General features: G+C 56.5%; 16 protein-coding genes and 1 pseudogene. 6 read left to right on the top strand and 11 right to left on the bottom strand.

The window, feature by feature from the left end; translation table 11 throughout:
- Positions 1 to 45 precede the first annotated feature (45 nt).
- Both cutC and AB1E37_RS08820 read right to left on the bottom strand, forming a co-directional pair.
- The gene (cutC, locus tag AB1E37_RS08825) at positions 46 to 789 is read right to left on the bottom strand and encodes a copper homeostasis protein CutC (RefSeq protein WP_004145568.1); all 744 of its coding nucleotides are present in this window, start codon (positions 787 to 789) and stop codon (positions 46 to 48) included.
- 76 nt (positions 790 to 865) lie between these two features.
- On the bottom strand, positions 866 to 1,435 hold the full coding sequence (locus AB1E37_RS08820) for a VOC family protein (RefSeq protein ID WP_002911491.1): 570 nt from the start codon (positions 1,433 to 1,435) through the stop codon (positions 866 to 868).
- 235 nt (positions 1,436 to 1,670) lie between these two features.
- Here AB1E37_RS08820 and argS point away from each other — a divergent pair, with 235 nt between their 5' ends.
- The gene (argS, locus tag AB1E37_RS08815) at positions 1,671 to 3,404 is read left to right on the top strand and encodes an arginine--tRNA ligase (protein ID WP_004899171.1); all 1,734 of its coding nucleotides are present in this window, start codon (positions 1,671 to 1,673) and stop codon (positions 3,402 to 3,404) included.
- 61 nt (positions 3,405 to 3,465) lie between these two features.
- Here the strand turns inward: argS and AB1E37_RS08810 are convergent, their stop codons facing one another.
- Both AB1E37_RS08810 and AB1E37_RS08805 read right to left on the bottom strand, forming a co-directional pair.
- Positions 3,466 to 4,605 (bottom strand): glycoside hydrolase family 105 protein, encoded by a 1,140-nt coding sequence (locus tag AB1E37_RS08810; RefSeq protein WP_004184668.1) that lies wholly within the window; start codon positions 4,603 to 4,605, stop codon positions 3,466 to 3,468.
- A 4-nt stretch (positions 4,606 to 4,609) separates the two neighbouring features.
- The gene (locus AB1E37_RS08805; RefSeq protein ID WP_002911499.1) at positions 4,610 to 6,193 is read right to left on the bottom strand and encodes an MFS transporter; all 1,584 of its coding nucleotides are present in this window, start codon (positions 6,191 to 6,193) and stop codon (positions 4,610 to 4,612) included.
- A gap of 352 nt (positions 6,194 to 6,545) precedes the next feature.
- Here AB1E37_RS08805 and uspC point away from each other — a divergent pair, with 352 nt between their 5' ends.
- On the top strand, positions 6,546 to 6,974 hold the full coding sequence (gene uspC / locus AB1E37_RS08800) for a universal stress protein UspC (protein WP_002911500.1): 429 nt from the start codon (positions 6,546 to 6,548) through the stop codon (positions 6,972 to 6,974).
- A gap of 23 nt (positions 6,975 to 6,997) precedes the next feature.
- Here the strand turns inward: uspC and otsA are convergent, their stop codons facing one another.
- From otsA to AB1E37_RS08775, 5 genes are all read right to left on the bottom strand, one after another.
- Positions 6,998 to 8,422 (bottom strand): alpha,alpha-trehalose-phosphate synthase, encoded by a 1,425-nt coding sequence (gene otsA / locus AB1E37_RS08795; RefSeq protein ID WP_004175414.1) that lies wholly within the window; start codon positions 8,420 to 8,422, stop codon positions 6,998 to 7,000.
- On the bottom strand, positions 8,397 to 9,185 hold the full coding sequence (gene otsB, locus AB1E37_RS08790) for a trehalose-phosphatase (protein ID WP_002911505.1): 789 nt from the start codon (positions 9,183 to 9,185) through the stop codon (positions 8,397 to 8,399). Before otsB ends, otsA begins: the two co-directional genes overlap by 26 nt.
- A gap of 161 nt (positions 9,186 to 9,346) precedes the next feature.
- Positions 9,347 to 10,327, bottom strand: a complete 981-nt coding sequence (araH, locus tag AB1E37_RS08785; protein WP_002911507.1) for an L-arabinose ABC transporter permease AraH — start codon at positions 10,325 to 10,327, stop codon at positions 9,347 to 9,349.
- A gap of 14 nt (positions 10,328 to 10,341) precedes the next feature.
- Positions 10,342 to 11,856, bottom strand: a complete 1,515-nt coding sequence (gene araG / locus AB1E37_RS08780; protein ID WP_002911516.1) for an L-arabinose ABC transporter ATP-binding protein AraG — start codon at positions 11,854 to 11,856, stop codon at positions 10,342 to 10,344.
- A gap of 62 nt (positions 11,857 to 11,918) precedes the next feature.
- Positions 11,919 to 12,899 (bottom strand): arabinose ABC transporter substrate-binding protein, encoded by a 981-nt coding sequence (locus AB1E37_RS08775; RefSeq protein ID WP_002911518.1) that lies wholly within the window; start codon positions 12,897 to 12,899, stop codon positions 11,919 to 11,921.
- Between the two features lie 361 nt (positions 12,900 to 13,260).
- Here AB1E37_RS08775 and AB1E37_RS08770 point away from each other — a divergent pair.
- A pseudogene (locus AB1E37_RS08770) lies at positions 13,261 to 13,356 on the top strand (hypothetical protein); the annotation flags it as partial.
- Between the two features lie 434 nt (positions 13,357 to 13,790).
- On the top strand, positions 13,791 to 14,300 hold the full coding sequence (locus tag AB1E37_RS08765) for a non-heme ferritin-like protein (protein ID WP_004175413.1): 510 nt from the start codon (positions 13,791 to 13,793) through the stop codon (positions 14,298 to 14,300).
- 70 nt (positions 14,301 to 14,370) lie between these two features.
- Here AB1E37_RS08765 and AB1E37_RS08760 read toward each other — a convergent pair whose 3' ends face one another.
- Positions 14,371 to 14,529: a succinate dehydrogenase gene (locus AB1E37_RS08760; protein ID WP_004148869.1), complete on the bottom strand. Its 159-nt coding sequence runs from the start codon at positions 14,527 to 14,529 to the stop codon at positions 14,371 to 14,373.
- Positions 14,530 to 14,594: 65 nt separating this feature from the next.
- Here AB1E37_RS08760 and AB1E37_RS08755 point away from each other — a divergent pair, with 65 nt between their 5' ends.
- Positions 14,595 to 16,106, top strand: coding sequence for an MFS transporter (locus AB1E37_RS08755; RefSeq protein ID WP_004899177.1), 1,512 nt, complete (start codon positions 14,595 to 14,597; stop codon positions 16,104 to 16,106).
- Positions 16,107 to 16,143: 37 nt separating this feature from the next.
- Here the strand turns inward: AB1E37_RS08755 and AB1E37_RS08750 are convergent, their stop codons facing one another.
- Complete coding sequence (locus tag AB1E37_RS08750) at positions 16,144 to 16,395, bottom strand: DUF2766 family protein (protein WP_002911524.1); 252 nt, start codon at positions 16,393 to 16,395, stop codon at positions 16,144 to 16,146.
- 150 nt (positions 16,396 to 16,545) lie between these two features.
- On the opposite strand from AB1E37_RS08750, the gene AB1E37_RS08745 reads away from it, so the two are divergent.
- Positions 16,546 to 17,970, top strand: a complete 1,425-nt coding sequence (locus AB1E37_RS08745; protein ID WP_004899180.1) for an MFS transporter — start codon at positions 16,546 to 16,548, stop codon at positions 17,968 to 17,970.
- Positions 17,971 to 17,976: the final 6 nt, after the last annotated feature.

Raw genomic sequence — 17,976 nt, 5'->3', positions numbered from 1 at the left:
GGGCAATCATCATATTGGGCGACATGATGTGCAGCAAAAAACCGTTTAACTTCTCCAGGCGGAGATAATCCTTTTCATCTCCGCCACCGCTGCGCCATTCACGGCGTAGCGTCTGTATTCATCGGCATCGGGATCGGCTGACATCGAAACGCCCGGATGACGAAAGCGCATTTCCGACGGCAACCAGTGGCCAGCGGAGCTATGGACCTCTTTCACCCCCGCCTGCAGAAACAGCGGCAGGTTCGCGGCGCGGACTCCCGCACCGGCCATAATGATTGGAGTATCCCCTGCGGCAATAAGTTCCGTAATTAATGAAATACCTTTCTCCGCCGAGGATTGCTGACCGGAAGTCAGGATACGTTTGACCCCCAGCTCACCCAGCGTTTTCCAGGCCTGACGCGGGTCAGCGCACAGATCGAACGCGCGATGAAAGGTCACCGCCAGCGGCCCCGCCGCGGCCATTATTTTTTTCATCCGCGGGATATCGACCTGGCCATCAGCATCCAGCACGCCGGTCACCAGCCCGGGAAAGCCCAGATCCCGCACCATGCGAATATCGTTAAGCATCGCGGCGAACTCTTCCTCGGTGTAGCAGAAATCGCCGCCGCGCGGGCGAACGATCGGATGCACCGGGAGAGTAATCGCCTCGCGGGCCGAGACCAGCACCCCATAAGAGGGGGTTAATCCCCCTTCCTGCGGCGCGGCGCAGAGCTCAATACGATCGGCGCCGCAGCGCTCAGCCTCCCGGGCGCACGCCATGCTGTAGCAACACACTTCCAGTACCGCCATTCCTCTCTCCCTGATCCAGACAACCTTTGCAGCATGTCACAATTTCACGCGGCAGACGCCGCGCGGCTTCACACTGTTACGTATCGGCTTGCTCGCTGGCGACGATTTGTTCAATAGACCACGGATGAAATTTGACCGTCACGCTGCCGTCGGTCACCGCCAGGGTAGGATTCGGCAGGCGCTCATGCTCCCCTTTCGGCGAGCTGGTTTTGACCACGATCCCCGGCTGGCTGAGTCCGTCATCGGCCAGCAGCGCCAGAGCGCGGGCATTTAAGGTTGCCGGATCGCCGGGCAGGACGATTTCGATATGCTCCCAGCCTTCATGGGGATAACGCTTTTCACCCGGCCACGGCAGCTCAACGATATGGAAGCGCCAGTGCGCCACGCAGACCGGCTCCGCCAGTTTGAACAGGCAAATGGGCCGGCCGTTGATCATATTCTCCGACAGCAGGGTGCCGCACTGCTCCAGACCGCGGCGCCAGCGTTCCGCAGTGGTATTCTGATGACAGCGCAGGGAGATATGGTCGGCGTCGAGCCCGGCGATCTCCAGTCCCAGTCGCGCAGTGAAGCGCTGAAGCGCATCGGAAAATCGCGGGAGATCCGCCGTAATATCGGCCAGTTGTTCATTTTGCTGCCAGTTTGCCATGGGTTTGCTCGTCAATAATGCTCGTCAGTAATGAAAAGGTAATTTACCGTGTTTCGGCCTGCGGACCAACCGCCGCCCCGCTGATGGGCAACTGACCGGCGATGGATTGCGCACGCCGGCGCGCCGCGCGCAATGCTGACGGACGGGGACAAATGCAGTATACTCCCGCCCTAATTTGTCCACATTATGGCGCCGCCTCCCTCGGGGGCAGGCGCATTACACGTAAGGTATTCCGGTGAATATTCAGGCTCTTCTCTCAGAAAAAGTCAGCCAGGCCCTGATCGCGGCAGGCGCGCCTGCCGATTGCGAACCCCAGGTCCGCCAGTCAGCAAAAGTTCAGTTCGGCGACTATCAGGCCAACGGCGTGATGGCTGTCGCCAAAAAGCTGGGTATGGCGCCGCGACAACTTGCAGAGCAGGTACTGTCTCATCTTGACCTCAACGGCATTGCCAACAAGGTTGAAATCGCCGGGCCGGGCTTTATCAATATTTTCCTCGACCCCGCGTTTCTGGCGGACAACGTCAACCGCGCGCTGCAGTCTGAGCGCCTGGGCGTCACGAAACCGCAGGCGCAGACTATCGTCGTCGACTACTCGGCACCCAACGTAGCGAAAGAGATGCACGTCGGCCATCTGCGTTCGACCATCATTGGCGATGCTTCAGTCCGTACCCTGGAGTTCCTGGGTCATAAGGTGATCCGCGCCAACCACGTCGGCGACTGGGGCACCCAGTTCGGGATGCTGATCGCGTATCTGGAAAAACAGCAGCAGGAAAACGCCGGCGAAATGGCCCTGGCCGACCTCGAAGGTTTCTATCGCGAAGCGAAAAAGCACTATGACGAAGACGAAGCCTTCGCCGAGCGCGCGCGCAGCTACGTGGTTAAGCTGCAGGGCGGTGATGAGTACTTCCTGCAGATGTGGCGTAAGCTGGTCGACATCACCATGTCGCAGAACCAGATCACCTACGATCGCCTGAACGTCACCCTGACCCGCGATGACGTGATGGGTGAGAGCCTGTACAACCCGATGCTGCCGGGGATCGTCGCCGATCTGAAAGCCAAAGGGCTGGCGGTTGAGAGCGAAGGCGCTACCGTGGTCTTCCTTGATGAGTACAAAAACAAGGAAGGCGAACCGATGGGCGTCATCATCCAGAAAAAGGATGGCGGCTACCTCTATACCACCACCGATATCGCCTGTGCGAAGTATCGCTATGAAACGCTGCACGCCGACCGCGTGCTCTACTACATCGACTCTCGTCAGCACCAGCACCTGATGCAGGCGTGGACCATCGTGCGCAAGGCAGGCTACGTGCCGGACTCCGTGCCGCTGGAGCACCATATGTTCGGTATGATGCTGGGGAAAGACGGCAAGCCGTTTAAAACCCGCGCCGGCGGTACCGTGAAGCTGGCGGATCTGCTGGACGAAGCGCTGGAGCGCGCCCGTCGCCTGGTGGCCGAGAAGAACCCGGATATGTCGGCTGACGAGCTGGAAAATCTGGCGAAAGTGGTGGGTATCGGCGCGGTTAAATATGCCGACCTGTCGAAAAACCGCACCACCGACTACGTCTTCGACTGGGATAATATGCTGGCGTTCGAAGGCAACACCGCGCCGTATATGCAGTATGCCTATACCCGCGTGCTCTCCGTGTTCCGCAAAGCCGGCATCAACGAAAACGCGATGATCGACGCGCCGGTGGTCATCGCCGAAGATCGCGAAGCTCAGCTGGCCGCGCGCCTGCTGCAGTTTGAAGAGACCCTCTGCGTGGTCGCTCGCGAAGGGACGCCGCACGTGATGTGCGCCTACCTCTACGATCTGGCGGGCCTGTTCTCCGGCTTCTACGAGCACTGCCCGATCCTCAGCGCGGAAAGCGAAGAGACCCGCAACAGCCGTCTGAAGCTGGCGCTGCTCACGGCGAAAACCCTCAAGCTGGGTCTTGATACCCTCGGTATCGAAACCGTCGAGCGTATGTAACAAGCAACCCGGCGAAAGCCGGGTTAGTTTTATTCGGCGCCTCGCCAGCGGGGCGCCCTGCTCAGAAGTACTTGCGTAGATACTCCGTCAGACAAAGGATCGCCATCGCCTGACCGTAGGGCATCGAGGTAAGCGGGATCTGGCGATAAAAGTCGAGGTCTGACCCCATCCCGGTGCCAAATGAGGTCTGCAGCAGCTCCCCCTGCGGCGAAATATTCTGCACAATCCCGCGAATCGCTTTTTCAGCCACCCCGGCGTAGTGCTGCCCGACGTAACGCTTGCGCACCGCTTTGAGAATGCCGTAGGCAAAGCCGGCGGTCGCCGAGGCCTCAAGATAAGAGTGCGGGTCGTCCAGCAAGGTATGCCACAGGCCGCTGTCGTCCTGGCATTTTGCCAAGGCGGCAATCTGTGCGTCGAGGACTGTAATCAGATAGCGCCGTACCGCGTTCCCCTCGGGGAGATCCACCAGTTCCAGAAAATCCGGGATCACCATGGTGAGCCAGCTGTTGCCCCGCGCCCAACGCGCCCGGGCAAAGTTATGCCGCCCCTCATAGTTCCAGCCGTGAAACCACAGCCCGGTCTCCCGGTCCATCAGGTTCTGCACATGGAGCAGGAACTGGTAGGTTGCCTCCTCCACATACTGCGGGCGGTTAAGCAGCTTGCCAATTTTGGCTAACGGCAACACGGTCATCATCAGCGTGTCATCCCACATTTGCTGATGGTTCTCCTCCGCCAGAGTCATGTGCTGCATACCGCCCTGCTCGGTGCGCGGCATCTCGTGCATCGCCCACTCCGCCCAGCTCTCCAGCCACGGCAGATACGCCATACGGCCGGTCTCTTCAAAGCGGTAAGCCAGGGTCAGAAACGGGGCCATAGTATTGACGTTTTTGGTCGTTGCCCCCTCGGCGAAGCGGTCGGCAAACCAGCGATCGATGATATCACGCATCTCGATATCGCCGGTTTGCTGGTAATACTGATAGATGCCGTACAGCCCAACGCCGTGGGTCCACTCCCAGCCGGCCCAGCCTTTGGTATCGATCACGCGCCCGTCATCCAGGCGTAGTAAAAATTGCCCGCTCTCATCCTTAATATTCACCAGGTTTTGCGTCACGTTGCGGATCAGCGCCTGCAGTTCGCTGCGGGCGATAAAACGTTCAGGCTGACGCAGTAATGGGCTATGTTTGACCGGCCAAACTTTCATGTTGTTAACCTCGGGTATATGTCGAATTCAAAGCGCCGCCCTTAATGAGCGCCGGGGCAGCAGGTTTATGACGATTCAGATAGCCAATATTGTTATTGCCCCACAGACAGTCGTAAGGCATCCCCGCCAGCAGCTCGACCACCGCACGGTGTTCCGCACTGGTCTGTTCCGACTGAGCGTAGCCGAGCTCGCGCATTCTGAGGGTCTCGCTGCGCAGGACGCTGTGGGTGTGCAGGTTGAGTTTGAAGCGCAGCGAGACGAGGAAGCCGCAGGCTAACACCACCAGAGTGCCGACGCTGAGGATCAGCAGAATGGTATGGCTGACCCCTTCAGGCTGTATTTTTTGCCCGGAAACAAACCCCGACAACTGCATAATGATCCCCACCAGCATCACCGCCCCCGCCTGCGAGGCTTTGCGGGTCAGAGTCATGATGCCGGCAAAAATCCCCTCCCGGCGCTGGCCGGTGATCGCTTCGTCGACGTCGGCAATATAGGTGTAGGTATTCCACGGTACGTAATTTATCCCGCCGCGTCCCAGTCCGGCGACAGCAGAGATGAGCAGCAATAAGGAATAGACGTCGCTCAGTCCGGCGTAATAGAGCAGCGCGTAGGAGAGTGAGCTCAGGCCAAACAGGACCACCACCATGCGGTACGACGGCGCGGGGCCAAAACGAATGCACAGCGGGATCATGGCGATTACCGCAATAAACTGGAAGATGGCCATCGTCCCCAGCAGGTTCGAGGCGACGGCGGCTTCCTGCATCAGAACAAAGACCACGTAATAGGTAAACACGGCATTGAAGACGTCCTGGGCGATATAGCCCCCCAGATACATGCCGAGGTGCTGGCGGAAAATTTTTATCCGCAGCGTAGAACTCAGCTCAATCACCAGGCGATTGAGGCTCTGAGCAAGGGTTAAGTTTTGTTTTTCCGCTTCCGCCCGCAGGGCCGCTTCCGACCACGCCTCCCGCGGTCGTTCCCAGGTGAAACACCAGACCAGAGTCAGCATCACCGCGCACAGCACCGAGAACACCAGACTGGCATAGAAGAACGAGCTGGCATTATCTTTGCCGAGCCAGGAGAGAAGGATCCCCGGCAGGAAGGAGGCTAAAATCGCCGACATCTGCGCCATCGAAATGCGCGCGCCGGAGAATTTGGTTTTCTGTTTAAAGTCATCGGTCATCTCCGGCACCAGCGTCTCATAGGGCACCAGAATCATGGTATAGACCATATCAAACAGCAGATAGGTCGCCAGGTAGTACCAGAAGCCCATCTCGCCGACCCACATCGCTGAATAGCTGAATACGCAGGGGATGCCGAGCAGAATAAAGAATTTTCTGCGGCCGAAGCGCTTACCAAGCCAGGTGGTGCCAAAGTTATCGGTGAGAAAGCCCATCAGCGGGCTTACCACCGCGTCCAGCACGCGGGCGGCAGCAAAAATAAGCGTGGCCTCAATCGGGGTCAGTCCGCAAAAGGTCGTGTAAAAGTAGAGCAGCCATGCGGCGGTTAACGCCGTCGTGCCGGCGCCGAGAAAATCGCCCGCGCCGTAGGCCAGATAGTTAGCCAGTCCAATTTTTCGTGTTTTCATCGCCGTGATCCTGTGTCTTTTTTTAAAAGAACGCCGACAATCGTTCCGGATTTGCCACCGGAAGGGAGTGGGTACCTGGCTACACTAAAAGCTGTGAAAGGAGGTTACCTTTGTACTTTTGCCACGGAACAGTCGCCGGTGGCAAAATGACAAAGAGATGACGTCGCCACTTCACTCATTTATAAAACAGCATTTCTTTTTAATCAAAAGACAGGTTCATTGATGTGATCGGGCTGGAAGGTCGCCGACTAACGAACAGGCTCGCAAATCCCGGGATCGGCCCTTGCGCAGTCGGGGAAACAGGAGTAAAGAATGGAAGAAAGGGTTATTCCGCGTATCTCAAGGAGGCCAGATGCCTTATACCCATCTGCTGGTTGCCGTCGCGCCAACGCCGGAGAGTCAGGTATTAATTAAAAAAGCGGTGTCGATTGCCCGCCCCGTTAACGCGAAAGTGAGCTTAATCACTCTCGCTACGGATCCGGAGCTGTATAACCAGTTCGCCGCACCGATGATGGAAAATCTGCGCGAAGTGATGCAGGAAGAGACGCGGGAGTTTCTCAATGAGCTGGCTCGCCACGCGGACTACCCAATAGAAAGAATGACCATCGCCTGCGGCGAGCTAGGCCATCATATTAAGGACTTCTGCCGCTCGCACCGTGTTGATCTGGTGATCTGCGGCAATCACAACCATTCCCTCTTCTCACGCGCCACCTGCTCGGCGAAAAGTATCGTCGGCAGCTGCGGCGTTGATGTCCTGTTGGTTTCCCTTGAAAAGGGCTAACGCCGGTTAGCCCTTTTCCTGAACTAGGCCAGTTTAGGGAAGGTGGCTATCTTCCCCCGCAGACGGCTCTCCTCGCTGCGCGGTGAAATATGCTGCAGATCCTCGACAAAGCGCGCCTGCCAGTTATGAATATCATTTTCTCTGATCACGTCCAGCATCGCTGAATGACGGGCGATACGTTCCGCCAGCGGCATGCTGAGCGCGCGATCCAGCGCGGCGGCAACCTCGTCGCGATCGTAAGGATTGACGATCAGGGCGCTGGTCAGCTCCTGCGCCGCCCCGGCAAACTGCGACAGGACCAGTACGCCAGGGTTATCCGGATCCTGCGCCGCGACGTACTCCTTCGCCACGAGGTTCATACCATCGCGTAGCGGAGTCACCAGCCCGACGTCAGAGTAGCGGAAGACCTTCATCAGCAGCTTACGATCAAAATGCTGGTTCAGATAGTAGAGCGGTGTCCAGCCAAGCTGACCAAACTGTCCGTTGATGCGTCCGGCTGCGGTTTCCAGCTGGTGGCGGATATCCTGATAGGCCTGCACATCGCCGCGGGAGGTCGGCGCGATCTGGGTATAACGGATTTTGCCGTGGTGCTGAGGGTACTTCTCGAGCAGCGTCTCGTAGGCGAGGAATCGCTCCGGCAACCCTTTCGAATAGTCAAGACGCTCCACGGAGAAGATATTCTTCACATTTTTCAGCTCGTTCTTCAGCTGGGCCAGCTTCGGCGGCAGCGGACCTTTAGCGTTGCGCGTAATTTCGTCCGGATCGATCCCTATCGGATAAACCTCGGTACTGAACGCCTTACCCCATGCCTGATAGCGTTTATCGCCGAGGTCGGATAGGCGAGTCTGCATAGCAATGCTGTCGAGAAAAGCGGTTCTGTCGCTTTCGGTCTGGAAGCCCAGCAGATCGTAATCGCACAGTTGCTCCAGCAGCTCAGCGTGCGGCGGCAGAGCGTTAAAAATCTCCGGCGTCGGGAACGGAATATGTAAGAAAAACCCGATGCGATTGTTCACCCCGCGCTTACGCAGCTCGCTGGCGAAGGGCAGAAGATGGTAATCATGGATCCACAGCGTATCGTCTGGCTCAATCAGCGGCAGAAGCTTGTCCGCCAGCATGGCGTTAACCCGCAGATATCCCTCCCAGGCTTCGCGCTGAAAGCTGACCAGATCAAGACGATAGTGGAAAGCCGGCCACAGCACGGCGTTAGAGAACTGGTTGTAGTATTCATCATGGTCCCGTTCATTAAGGTTGAACGACGCCCATGAAATATTCCCGCGGGAGACCTGCTTGAGCGGCTGCTGGTCATCGCCAATCTCGCCGCTCCAGCCAAACCACAGACCCCCCGCCGCTCTCAGTGCCCCCAGGATGCCGACGGCCAGACCGCCAGCGCTCGATTTTTTATCGTCCGGTAAGGCGATACGGTTAGAGACTACGACTAAACGACTCATGGTCATCCCTCCTTTCGGTTTGCGCGTCATACGCCAGATGTTGCAACCACGTCCTTACAGCGGCGGCATCCGCCAACCGCCAATGCGCCTGAGTTTCCCCGGCGCCAACTTTTACCGACATTCCCTGCAGTTGATTAACGACGCTGAATCCCGCCTCGTCGGTCAAATCATCGCCGACAAAAACCGGTTCGCGGCCGGCGAATGGCGCCTCCTGCATGAACGCGGTAATCGCCTCCCCTTTGTTGACGCCGCGGGGTTTAATCTCCACCACGCACTTGCCAAGCTGTAACGCCAGCAGCGGATAGCGCTGAACAATCCGCTGCGCCAGCTCCAGCACGGCGCTCTGCTGCTGCGGGGCCTGGCGATAGTGGAGCGCGAAAGCCATCTCTTTACTCTCCAGCTCACATCCCGGGAGCGCTTCCAGCGCCGACGTCAGCTCAGCCGCGATCTCATCGCGCAGCGCTGTCGGCAGAGAGACGATGTAGGTTTTACCATTGATATCACGGCGCTCGGCCCCGTGAACGCCGGCCAGCGGTAGCCGCCAGGGATGGGTTAGCGCGTCAAGTTCAGCCATTGAGCGCCCTGAAATCAATGCCACCGCGCCCCCCTGCTGCTGGGCCAGCGCATTGAGCGCCTGCAGCGTGCTGTCGGGTATCACCACCTGATCGGGGTGCGGCTGGATATCGGCAAGAGTACCGTCGAGGTCAAAGAAAAAAGCGTAGTTTCCGGTTAGCGCAGGCGGTACAGATATCTGGTTATCCACCCTGTTTCCTCCTTATCATGGCCAGCCGAAGCTGGTTGTTAATTATATGTGAGCCATGTAAGTATAGACAGTGTGACCAACCTCGCCATTTTTGATAGTTACCGCCAGCGAAACGGGCGCTGGCGGCAATTACTCTGTAAACTAAAAAGTTGGGTTAAAATTCAGGCCGCACGTTTGGCTTTTTGTTTGTAGCGGTCGAAGATCACCGCCGCCAGCAGGATCACCCCGCGCACGACGTATTGTGAGAATGGCGAGATATTCAGCAGGTTCATCGCATTTTCCACGGTTCCGAGGATCAGGATCCCGGCCACCACGTAGGAGATCTTGCCGATCCCGCCCTTCAGCGACACCCCGCCCAGCACGCAGGCCGAAATAACAATCAGCTCATAGCCAATCGAGGTCATCGGCTGGCCGCTGGTCATGCGCGACGCCAGAATGATCCCCGCTGCGGCCGATACCAGACCGGAGAGCACAAAGATAATAATCTTGGTGCGCACCACCGGGACGCCGGCCAGGCGCGCCGCCTCTTCATTGCCGCCAATAGCCAGCGTATTACGGCCAAAGGTGGTTTTGTTTAGTAATAATCCGAAAACCACCAGGCAGGCGACGGTCAGCCAGATCGGCGCCGGCAAACCAAACCAGTTGGCGTAGCCGAGGGTGAAGAAACGTTCATCTTCGATCCCCACCGCTTTGCCGTCGGAGATAATATAGGCCAGGCCGCGGACAATCTGCATGGTGGCCAGCGTGGTGATCAGCGCGTTGATCTTAAGGCGCGCAATGACAAAGCCGTTAACCAGGCCACTAAGCGCCCCCAGCAACAGGCCTGCGGCGATCCCCAGCCACAGGCTTTCGCTGAGATTAATCACCACCGCGGTGGTGACCCCGGCGCAGGCGATAACCGACGCCACCGACAGGTCAAAATCGCCGGAGGCCAGGCAAAACAGCATGCCGCAGGCCACCATCCCGGACATCGAGATCGCCAGCCCCAGCCCTTTCATATTGACGAATGAAGCAAAGTTGGGCACAAAAATCACACAGCCGATAAACAGCACCGCAAACACCACCAGCATGCCAAACTGATCCCAGATGCGGGCAAAGCTAAAGGTTGAGCGGGTAGCCCCGGACGTAGTCACTGATGACATCATTTACTCCTTACTCAGGCGACAGCCTGGCTCACTGTTGGCATCGCAAGGCTTAACGCCTGCTGTTCATTGGCTTCTTCATGCAGCAGTTCGCCGGCGATTTGTCCTTCGCGCATCACCACGATGCGGTCAGCGACGCCCAGCACTTCCGGCAGGTCGCTGGAGGCAAACACCACGGCGACACCGGAGGCGGCGAGGCCATAGATCACATTGTAAATTTCATGTTTGGCGCCGACGTCGATGCCGCGGGTTGGCTCATCAAGCAGGATCACCTTCATCTCTTCCGACAGCCAGCGGCCAAGGATCGCTTTCTGCTGGTTGCCGCCCGACAGGTTCATAATCAGCTGTTCCGGGCCCGGCGTTTTAATATTCAGCGACTGGATATGTTGATCGGCGTTGTCCGCCTCCCAGGCGTTGTTGATCAGGCAGCCAGCGTGAATATGCTTGCGCCGGGCGCTGATATTGATGTTATCGCGCACGGAATGCACCGGAATAATCCCCTCCGCTTTACGATCCTCCGGACACAGCATCATCCCGGCCTGGATGGCCTGGGCCGGTTTGCGAATGGAGACGGGCTGGCCATCGATATACACCTGACCGCCGGTTATCTGCGTGCCGCCAAACAGGCCTTTCATTAGTTCGCTGCGCCCGGCACCCACCAGTCCGAACAAACCGACAATTTCACCGCTGCGCACCGAGAGACTAACCGGCGTGCGCACGCCAGGCGCTTTGACCTCCTCCAGGCGCAGCCGCTCCTCGCCATAGGGGCGAGGCTTCCAGCCATAAATATCGCCCAGATTGCGGCCTACCATTGCCTGGACCAGGGCGTCGTGGCTGACGCTCGGCATATCGTCAAAGGTGCAAACGTAGCGGCCATCTTTAAAGACGGTGATGGCATCGCTGAGGGCAAAAATCTCTTCCATCCGGTGTGAAACATAGATGATGACCCTTCCCTCCTCCCGCAACTCGCGGATGACGCGAAACAGGTTGTCGATCTCTCTGGCGGAGAGCGAGCTGGTCGGCTCATCGAACGCGATAATCTTGGCGTTACGCGCCAGCGCTTTGGCAATCTCCACCATCTGCCATTGACCAATGGAGAGATATTTCAGCGGCGTCTCCGGGTCGATATCCAGACCCAGATGCTCCAGCTGCAGGCGGGCCTCATAGTTGAGCAGCGAGCGATTGACGATGCCGCCTCTGTGCGGCAGCTGACCGAGATAGATATTTTCGGCGACGGTCATCTCCGGGATCAGATGCAGCTCCTGGTAGATAATTGCCACGCCGGCATTCAGCGCCTCCATGGTATTGGCGAATGCCATCTGCTGGCCGCCGATCTGCAGATGGCCCGCGGTCGGGATATAGTTGCCGCTGAGAATTTTCAACAGCGTCGATTTGCCTGCGCCATTTTCGCCCATCAGCGCGTGGATCTGTCCTGGGTAGCAGTCAAAACTGATATCGGACAAGGCCTTTACGCCAGGGAACGTCATGGTGATGCCGCGAAATGAGAGATAAGGGGTAGACTGTTGCATAACGACTCCGCTCTTCTGCACTCAGCCCCCGCGCCGTGGCGGGGGCCAGTTTAATCAGGCTGTTACAGCCCTTTTTTCGCCAGCTCTTCTTTGAAGTTATCGCGGGTAATCAGCACCACATCGGTCACCGCCGTGAACTTCGGCGGCTCGACGCCCTTGGTGACCCAGTTGTAGAGCATTTCGCTGGTTTTGTAGCCGTGGATATCCGGGCTTGGCAGCAGAGAGCCATAGAAGCCGGTCGGCTGCGCCTTCGACAGTTCGTTGACGGCATCCACGCCGTTGATGCCGATGCCAATCACATCGGGAGCTTTAAAGCCCTGACCTTCGGTCGCGCGCACGCCGCCGAGGACGGTGTTGTCGTTCATCCCGACGATCAGCCAGTGTTTAACCTGCGGATGCTGGACCAGCATCGAGTTACCGGCGTCGAACGCTCCCGGGATATCGTTGGATTTTGTCGGCACGCGGTAGATTTGCGCGTCCGGGAAACCGGCCGCCTTCAGGGCATCGATGGAGCCGGTGGTGCGACGGCGCGCGGTATCCAGCTCATCGGCGGTGATCGCCATTACGGCGGTGTCTTTGACATCCCAGCCGCGCTTTTGCATCTCTTTATAGAGTTCCTGCCCCTGACGGGCGCCAATTTCGCTCGCCGCCATCATCACCAGCGGTACGCTCTCCATCGGTTTGCCCTTCGCATTGACGAACTGGTCATCGACGGTAATCACCTTCATGTCATAGCCACGCGCTTTGGCGACAATCGCCGACCCGAGCTTGGGATCGGGGGTACAAATGACAAAGCCCTTCGCGCCGCTGGCCGCCAGGCTGTCAATGGCATTCAGGGTTTTCTCTCCATCCGGAACCGCAATTTTAATAACGTCAAAGCCTAAATCTTTTCCTGCTTTATCAGCAAATTTCCACTCAGTCTGAAACCATGGCTCTTCCGGCTGTTTCACCAGAAAACCCAGTTTAAGATTTTCCGCCATAGCTGATTGTGACATAACCGCAGCGAGACCAATGGCCGCCAGCGCTTTAGTAAATTTGTGCATGGTAAACTCCAGCTTTAATTCGCTTTCATGTAGGGAAAAATCGGAATTAACAATTTAATCGGCATCAAAACAAGGCATTAGAAAAATCGCATTCCCCACTGCCGTTGTTAGAGTAGTAATACCCGGAAATTATTTCTCCATACGAGAGCATTATCACATCGCGGAATTACAGTAATTGCGTACATACATTTAGCAAAAAATGACATAAAAAATGACACAATTGTCATACAATTTTACCGGGGCATAGCAGGATCATCTATACCATCAGCAGGCTTATCCTTGTGTTGTCAGAGGATGTTTAACGGTGGGTTACAGCACTGTTATCATCAGCGATTGACGGCGTTGCTGCGGGCGATCGCCTGTGCGCCACTCAAATGGCAATCCACCTCGCACCGCTGAGCCACATGGCCCGCTTAATATCGCGAAAAAACGGATCTTTGGCGTAATTTATTCCGAATAGAAAAAATATATTCCTCTTGATAAAAGCGCCTGCAACAAAAAATAAAAATAATGATCATCAACCTGAAACATTACTAATGAAATAACTTATTCCGTTCTCTTCTACGACGAATCTCGTAGTCAAATACTTATATCTTATAACCAATCTGAAACCAGCGAGCCCCTGCCAACGGCGCACAATCTCAGCCCTGGTAGTTTGCACAAATAATGGTGTAACAAAACGTAAATTACCGCGCTTGAGAGTTTTCTTAATTTCGTTGAGCGAGTATTCTTAAATCGTCGGCAAATGGAAAAAATACCCGACTCATACGGAATGTGTAGAGTTTTATTATTCTGCAACAGTGCCGCGTGTCACAATTTTATCTTGTAGTTATCCGCAGGATCCGCTGACGCGCACCAGTAACCCCTTCCCGGTTAATAAGGATATTTTTTATGGCAGTTCCAGGAATGGCACAAAAGCTAAACACCCAAATGAATCTTGAGTTTCACGCCTCTAACGTTTACCTGAACTTAAGTGAGTGGTGCGCCCGACATCGCTTCGACGGCGCCGCGACGTTTCTGCGCACCCGCGCGCAAAGCAGCATCACCCTCACTATGCGCGTATTTGACTACCTGAAAAAAGCCGGCAGCTGGCCGATCGTCAATCCCGACCACGCCTGTAACCCTGAGTGCACCTCGCTGGAAGATCTGTTTACCCAAACCCTGAGCGATTACCAACAGCGCAGTCGTCTGCTGAGCGGTCTCGCTCAGGAAGCCAAAGCGCAAAGCGATGACAGCACCTGGCGGTTTCTCACGCTGTTGGCGGAAGAGCAGCAGCAGGATGGCCTGCTATTGCAAAGCGTGCTTGAGGAAATTCGTAATGCCGATAAAGCCGGTCTCGGGATGGAGCAGACCGATCGGCGTCTGATGGCTATCGTTGGAGAAGCGCAGAAAGCGCATTAATCAAGCCTTTATCGCTCTGCCAGGGGGAGCGCGTCTGCGCTGCCCCGCCCGGTTTATTAATCCATTACGTCTATTTTTTCTCCCCTATTATTCCTTTTAAGAATAAAAAAGTTTTAACTCGATCCCATTCCCTCATCACCGTTACCCCATAAGGGGGATTAGTGAGCGCGGTCACTTTTTGACGAACCATAAAGAAATATAAAAACAGTGTTTCAAAAATATAAAACACGAGGTTTATTTTTTATGGCTAGATACACGGCTTCAGCCTCTGAAGGGCTGCAGGGAAGACCGATCTTGTTACGCCATCAGTTAGCCTACGGCGGCGGAAATCTGTTAGGGAGCGGCGCACTGGCGATAAGCGGCGCATGGCTACTCTATTTTTATACGACCTTTTGCGGCCTGACGCTGATCGAGGCCTCATTTATCTTCTCCGTCGCCAGCATCATTGACGCTATCAGCAACCCGCTGATGGGCTATCTGACGGATAATTTTGGCAAAACGCGCCTGGGCAAGCGCTTCGGCCGCCGGCGTTTCTTTCTGCTAATCGGTATTCCGCTGATGATGTTCTACCCGCTGCTGTGGGTGGAAGGCCTGAGTTTCTGGTACTACCTTAGCACCTATGTGGTGTTTGAGATCATTTACACCTCTATCATGGTGCCTTATGAAACGCTGGCGACAGAGATGACCGATGATTTCTCACTGCGTTCAAAACTGACCGGCTATAAAGCTATCTTTGGTAAGCTGGCCAACTTCCTCGCGGCGTTTATTCCCGGCCAGTTCATTCTGCTGTATGGCAAAGATTCTGCCACCCCTTTCTTCCTCACCGGTCTGACCTATGGCGCGATCCTGATCGTCGCTATTTCCTGCCTGTGGTTGTGCAGCTGGGAGCGTGAGCGCGGGGAAGAGGTGGAAACCAGCGCGAAAAAAGGACTGCTGAGCACCCTGCTGTCGCTGGCGAAAGATATGCGTTCGACTTTTTATCTACGCGTATTCCGCAAACATCTTGGTATGTACCTGTGCGGCTTTGGCGCGGAATGGCTGTTTGCCGCCATCTTCACCTATTTCGTGATCTTCGTTCTACAACACGATCCAGCGATGGTGGCCGGGCTGAACAGCCTGAACTCGATTCTGCAGCTGATCTCTACGGCGCTGTTTATCGGCCTGTGCGTGAAAAAGGGCTTCAGCAAACCCTATATCCTGGCGCTGGGGATCGTCATTTTCGCGGTTCTGCTGTATACCTCGCTGTGGTTTTTCCATCTACCGTCCGGCCTGGCGACAGTGCTGATGTTCGGCATTACCGTGCTGTTCGGCCTGGGTACCGGCGGGGTTTACTATATACCCTGGACCGTTTACACCTTCCTGGCCGATGTCGATGAGATCTACACCGGACGCCGGCGGGAAGGGATCTATGCCGGCGCCATGACCTTCTCAGGAAAAATTCTGCGCTCGATTGTGGTGTTCTCGATGGGGGCGATCCTGAGCTTCTACGGTTTCCAGTCAAAAGCGCACAGCCAACCGGAAAGCGCGGTGACCGCTATCGCAGTGGTATTCTGCGTCGGGGTGATCGCATTAGCCCTGGCCGCCATCGTCTTCAGCAAGCAGATGAAGCTGGACCGGAAGGCCCATCTGGTGGTGCTGCAGGAAGTCGCGCGGATAAAAGCGGGCGGCAAAATTAGCGATATTGCGCCGGACGTGCGGGTTATCGTGGAGGATCTGGTCGGCCATCGCTACGAAGAGTGCTGGGGCAACAGCAAATTGTTCAAAGATGCTGCCCCTGCGCCTGCGCAGACCGTCGTTTCCCATTAAAGAAGAAGGCCCCGCCGGTATCCGGCGAGGCCTGGTATTAATGCGTTTCTTCCTGTGGAGTAAACTTCAGCTCAATCAACGCGATCGCTTTTTGCACCGCGCGAAGGGTCACCGGATCGGCAGAGGCCGGATGGCTGGCGAAGTCGATAGCTTTCAGCTGAGTGGTCATTTTTTCACGCACTTCCACTGGCGCAATGACGTCAATGACATCGAGGATCTGTTTGATAACCAGCTGGCAGGCAACCACATCGGAAACCAGCTCGTCGTGTTCGGTAAGATGTTGAGACATTAATTACTCCTTTTTTCAGGAGCGTAATAGTACCCTAAATCGTTAACGATAATAAAACCTGCCGTCGCAGGTTTTTTTATCTACCCTACTGGCTGGCGGGTCGTCTCCTGCCGCTTTGCACAGGATCACACTCTTGATGGCAGTGACAACATGAATACCGCGATCTCTTCCCGCGATGAACGTGCTTTTTCAGCGCCGGCGCTGCTGGTGGCCGGTGCCTTTTTTATGGAGTTTCTCGACGGGACGGTGATCGCCACCGCCCTGCCCGATATGGCGAGGGATTTTGGCGTCACCGCGGTCGAACTGAATATCGGCATCAGCGCCTATCTGATTACCCTTGCGGTCCTGATCCCGGCCAGCGGCTGGATCGCCGATCGCTTCGGCGCCCGGGCTATTTTTACTCTCGCCCTGGCGATCTTTACCCTTGCCTCGGTCTTCTGCGGCCTCTCCACCGAGGTGCATATCTTTGTCGCCATGCGTATCCTTCAGGGAGTCGGCGGCGCGCTGATGGTCCCCGTTGGTCGCCTGGCGGTGCTACGCACCACGCCGAAACACCAGCTGATCAAGGCCATCGCCACCCTGACCTGGCCGGCGCTGGTGGCCCCCATTATCGGCCCGCCTTTGGGCGGCTTTATAACCCGCTACGCCAGCTGGCACTGGATCTTCTTTATCAATGTCCCGCTGGGCCTTGCCGCCATCATCCTTTCGCTGCGCATTATCCCTGATATTCGCGAAACGGAACGGCGCTCCTTCGATCTCAGCGGTTTTATCACTACCTCGGTCGCGATGGTCAGTCTGGTGACCGCGATGGAGCGGCTCGGCGATCGCCAGCCGCAGATCTGGCCGACGCTGGCTCTCGCCGCGCTTGGCTTCGGCTGTCTGTTATATTCCATTCGTCATTTCCGCCGGGCGGCGGCGCCTATGGTTCGTCTCGACGCCCTGCAGGTGCCGACGTTCCGGGTGACAATGTACGGCGGCTCGTTGTTCCGGGCCTCCATCAGCGCGGTGCCTTTTCTGCTCCCCCTGCTGTTCCAGGTGGGATTCGGTATGGATCCTTTTCATTCCGGCCTGCTGGTGCTGGCGGTGTTTGTCGGTAATTTAACCATTAAACCCGCCACCACACCGCTCATTCGCTGGCTGGGCTTTCGTCGGCTACTGCTGATCAACGGCGCGCTGAACGTCTGTTCGCTGCTGGCTTGCGCGCTGCTCACGCCGCAGACGCCGGTCTGGGCCATCATGCTGATCCTTTATCTCGGCGGGGTTTTTCGCTCTATCCAGTTTACGGGTGTGAGCACGCTGGCCTTTGCTGATGTCCCCGCCGCGCAGATGAGCGATGCCAATACCTTGTTCAGTACCGCGTCGCAGCTGGCGGTAGGGCTGGGGATCACGCTCGGCGCTATCGGCATCCGCCTGGGTGAGCAGGTTGGCGACTGGCTGCATCTTTCCACTGTGCCGGGAATTGCCTTTCGCCTGTCGTTTGTCTTTATCGCGTTGATCTGTCTGGTGGGGATGATCGACAGCCTACATCTGACCAAAACGGCAGGCAGCAGCGTATCGGAAAAGAAACACAAATGAACGGAA

Source organism: Klebsiella sp. Shm-1 (genome assembly GCF_040804525.1).
Lineage (GTDB): Bacteria > Pseudomonadota > Gammaproteobacteria > Enterobacterales > Enterobacteriaceae > Klebsiella > Klebsiella pneumoniae.
The sequence above is the reverse complement of the archived record's forward strand: the minus strand, read 5'-3'. Positions and strand labels throughout refer to the sequence as shown.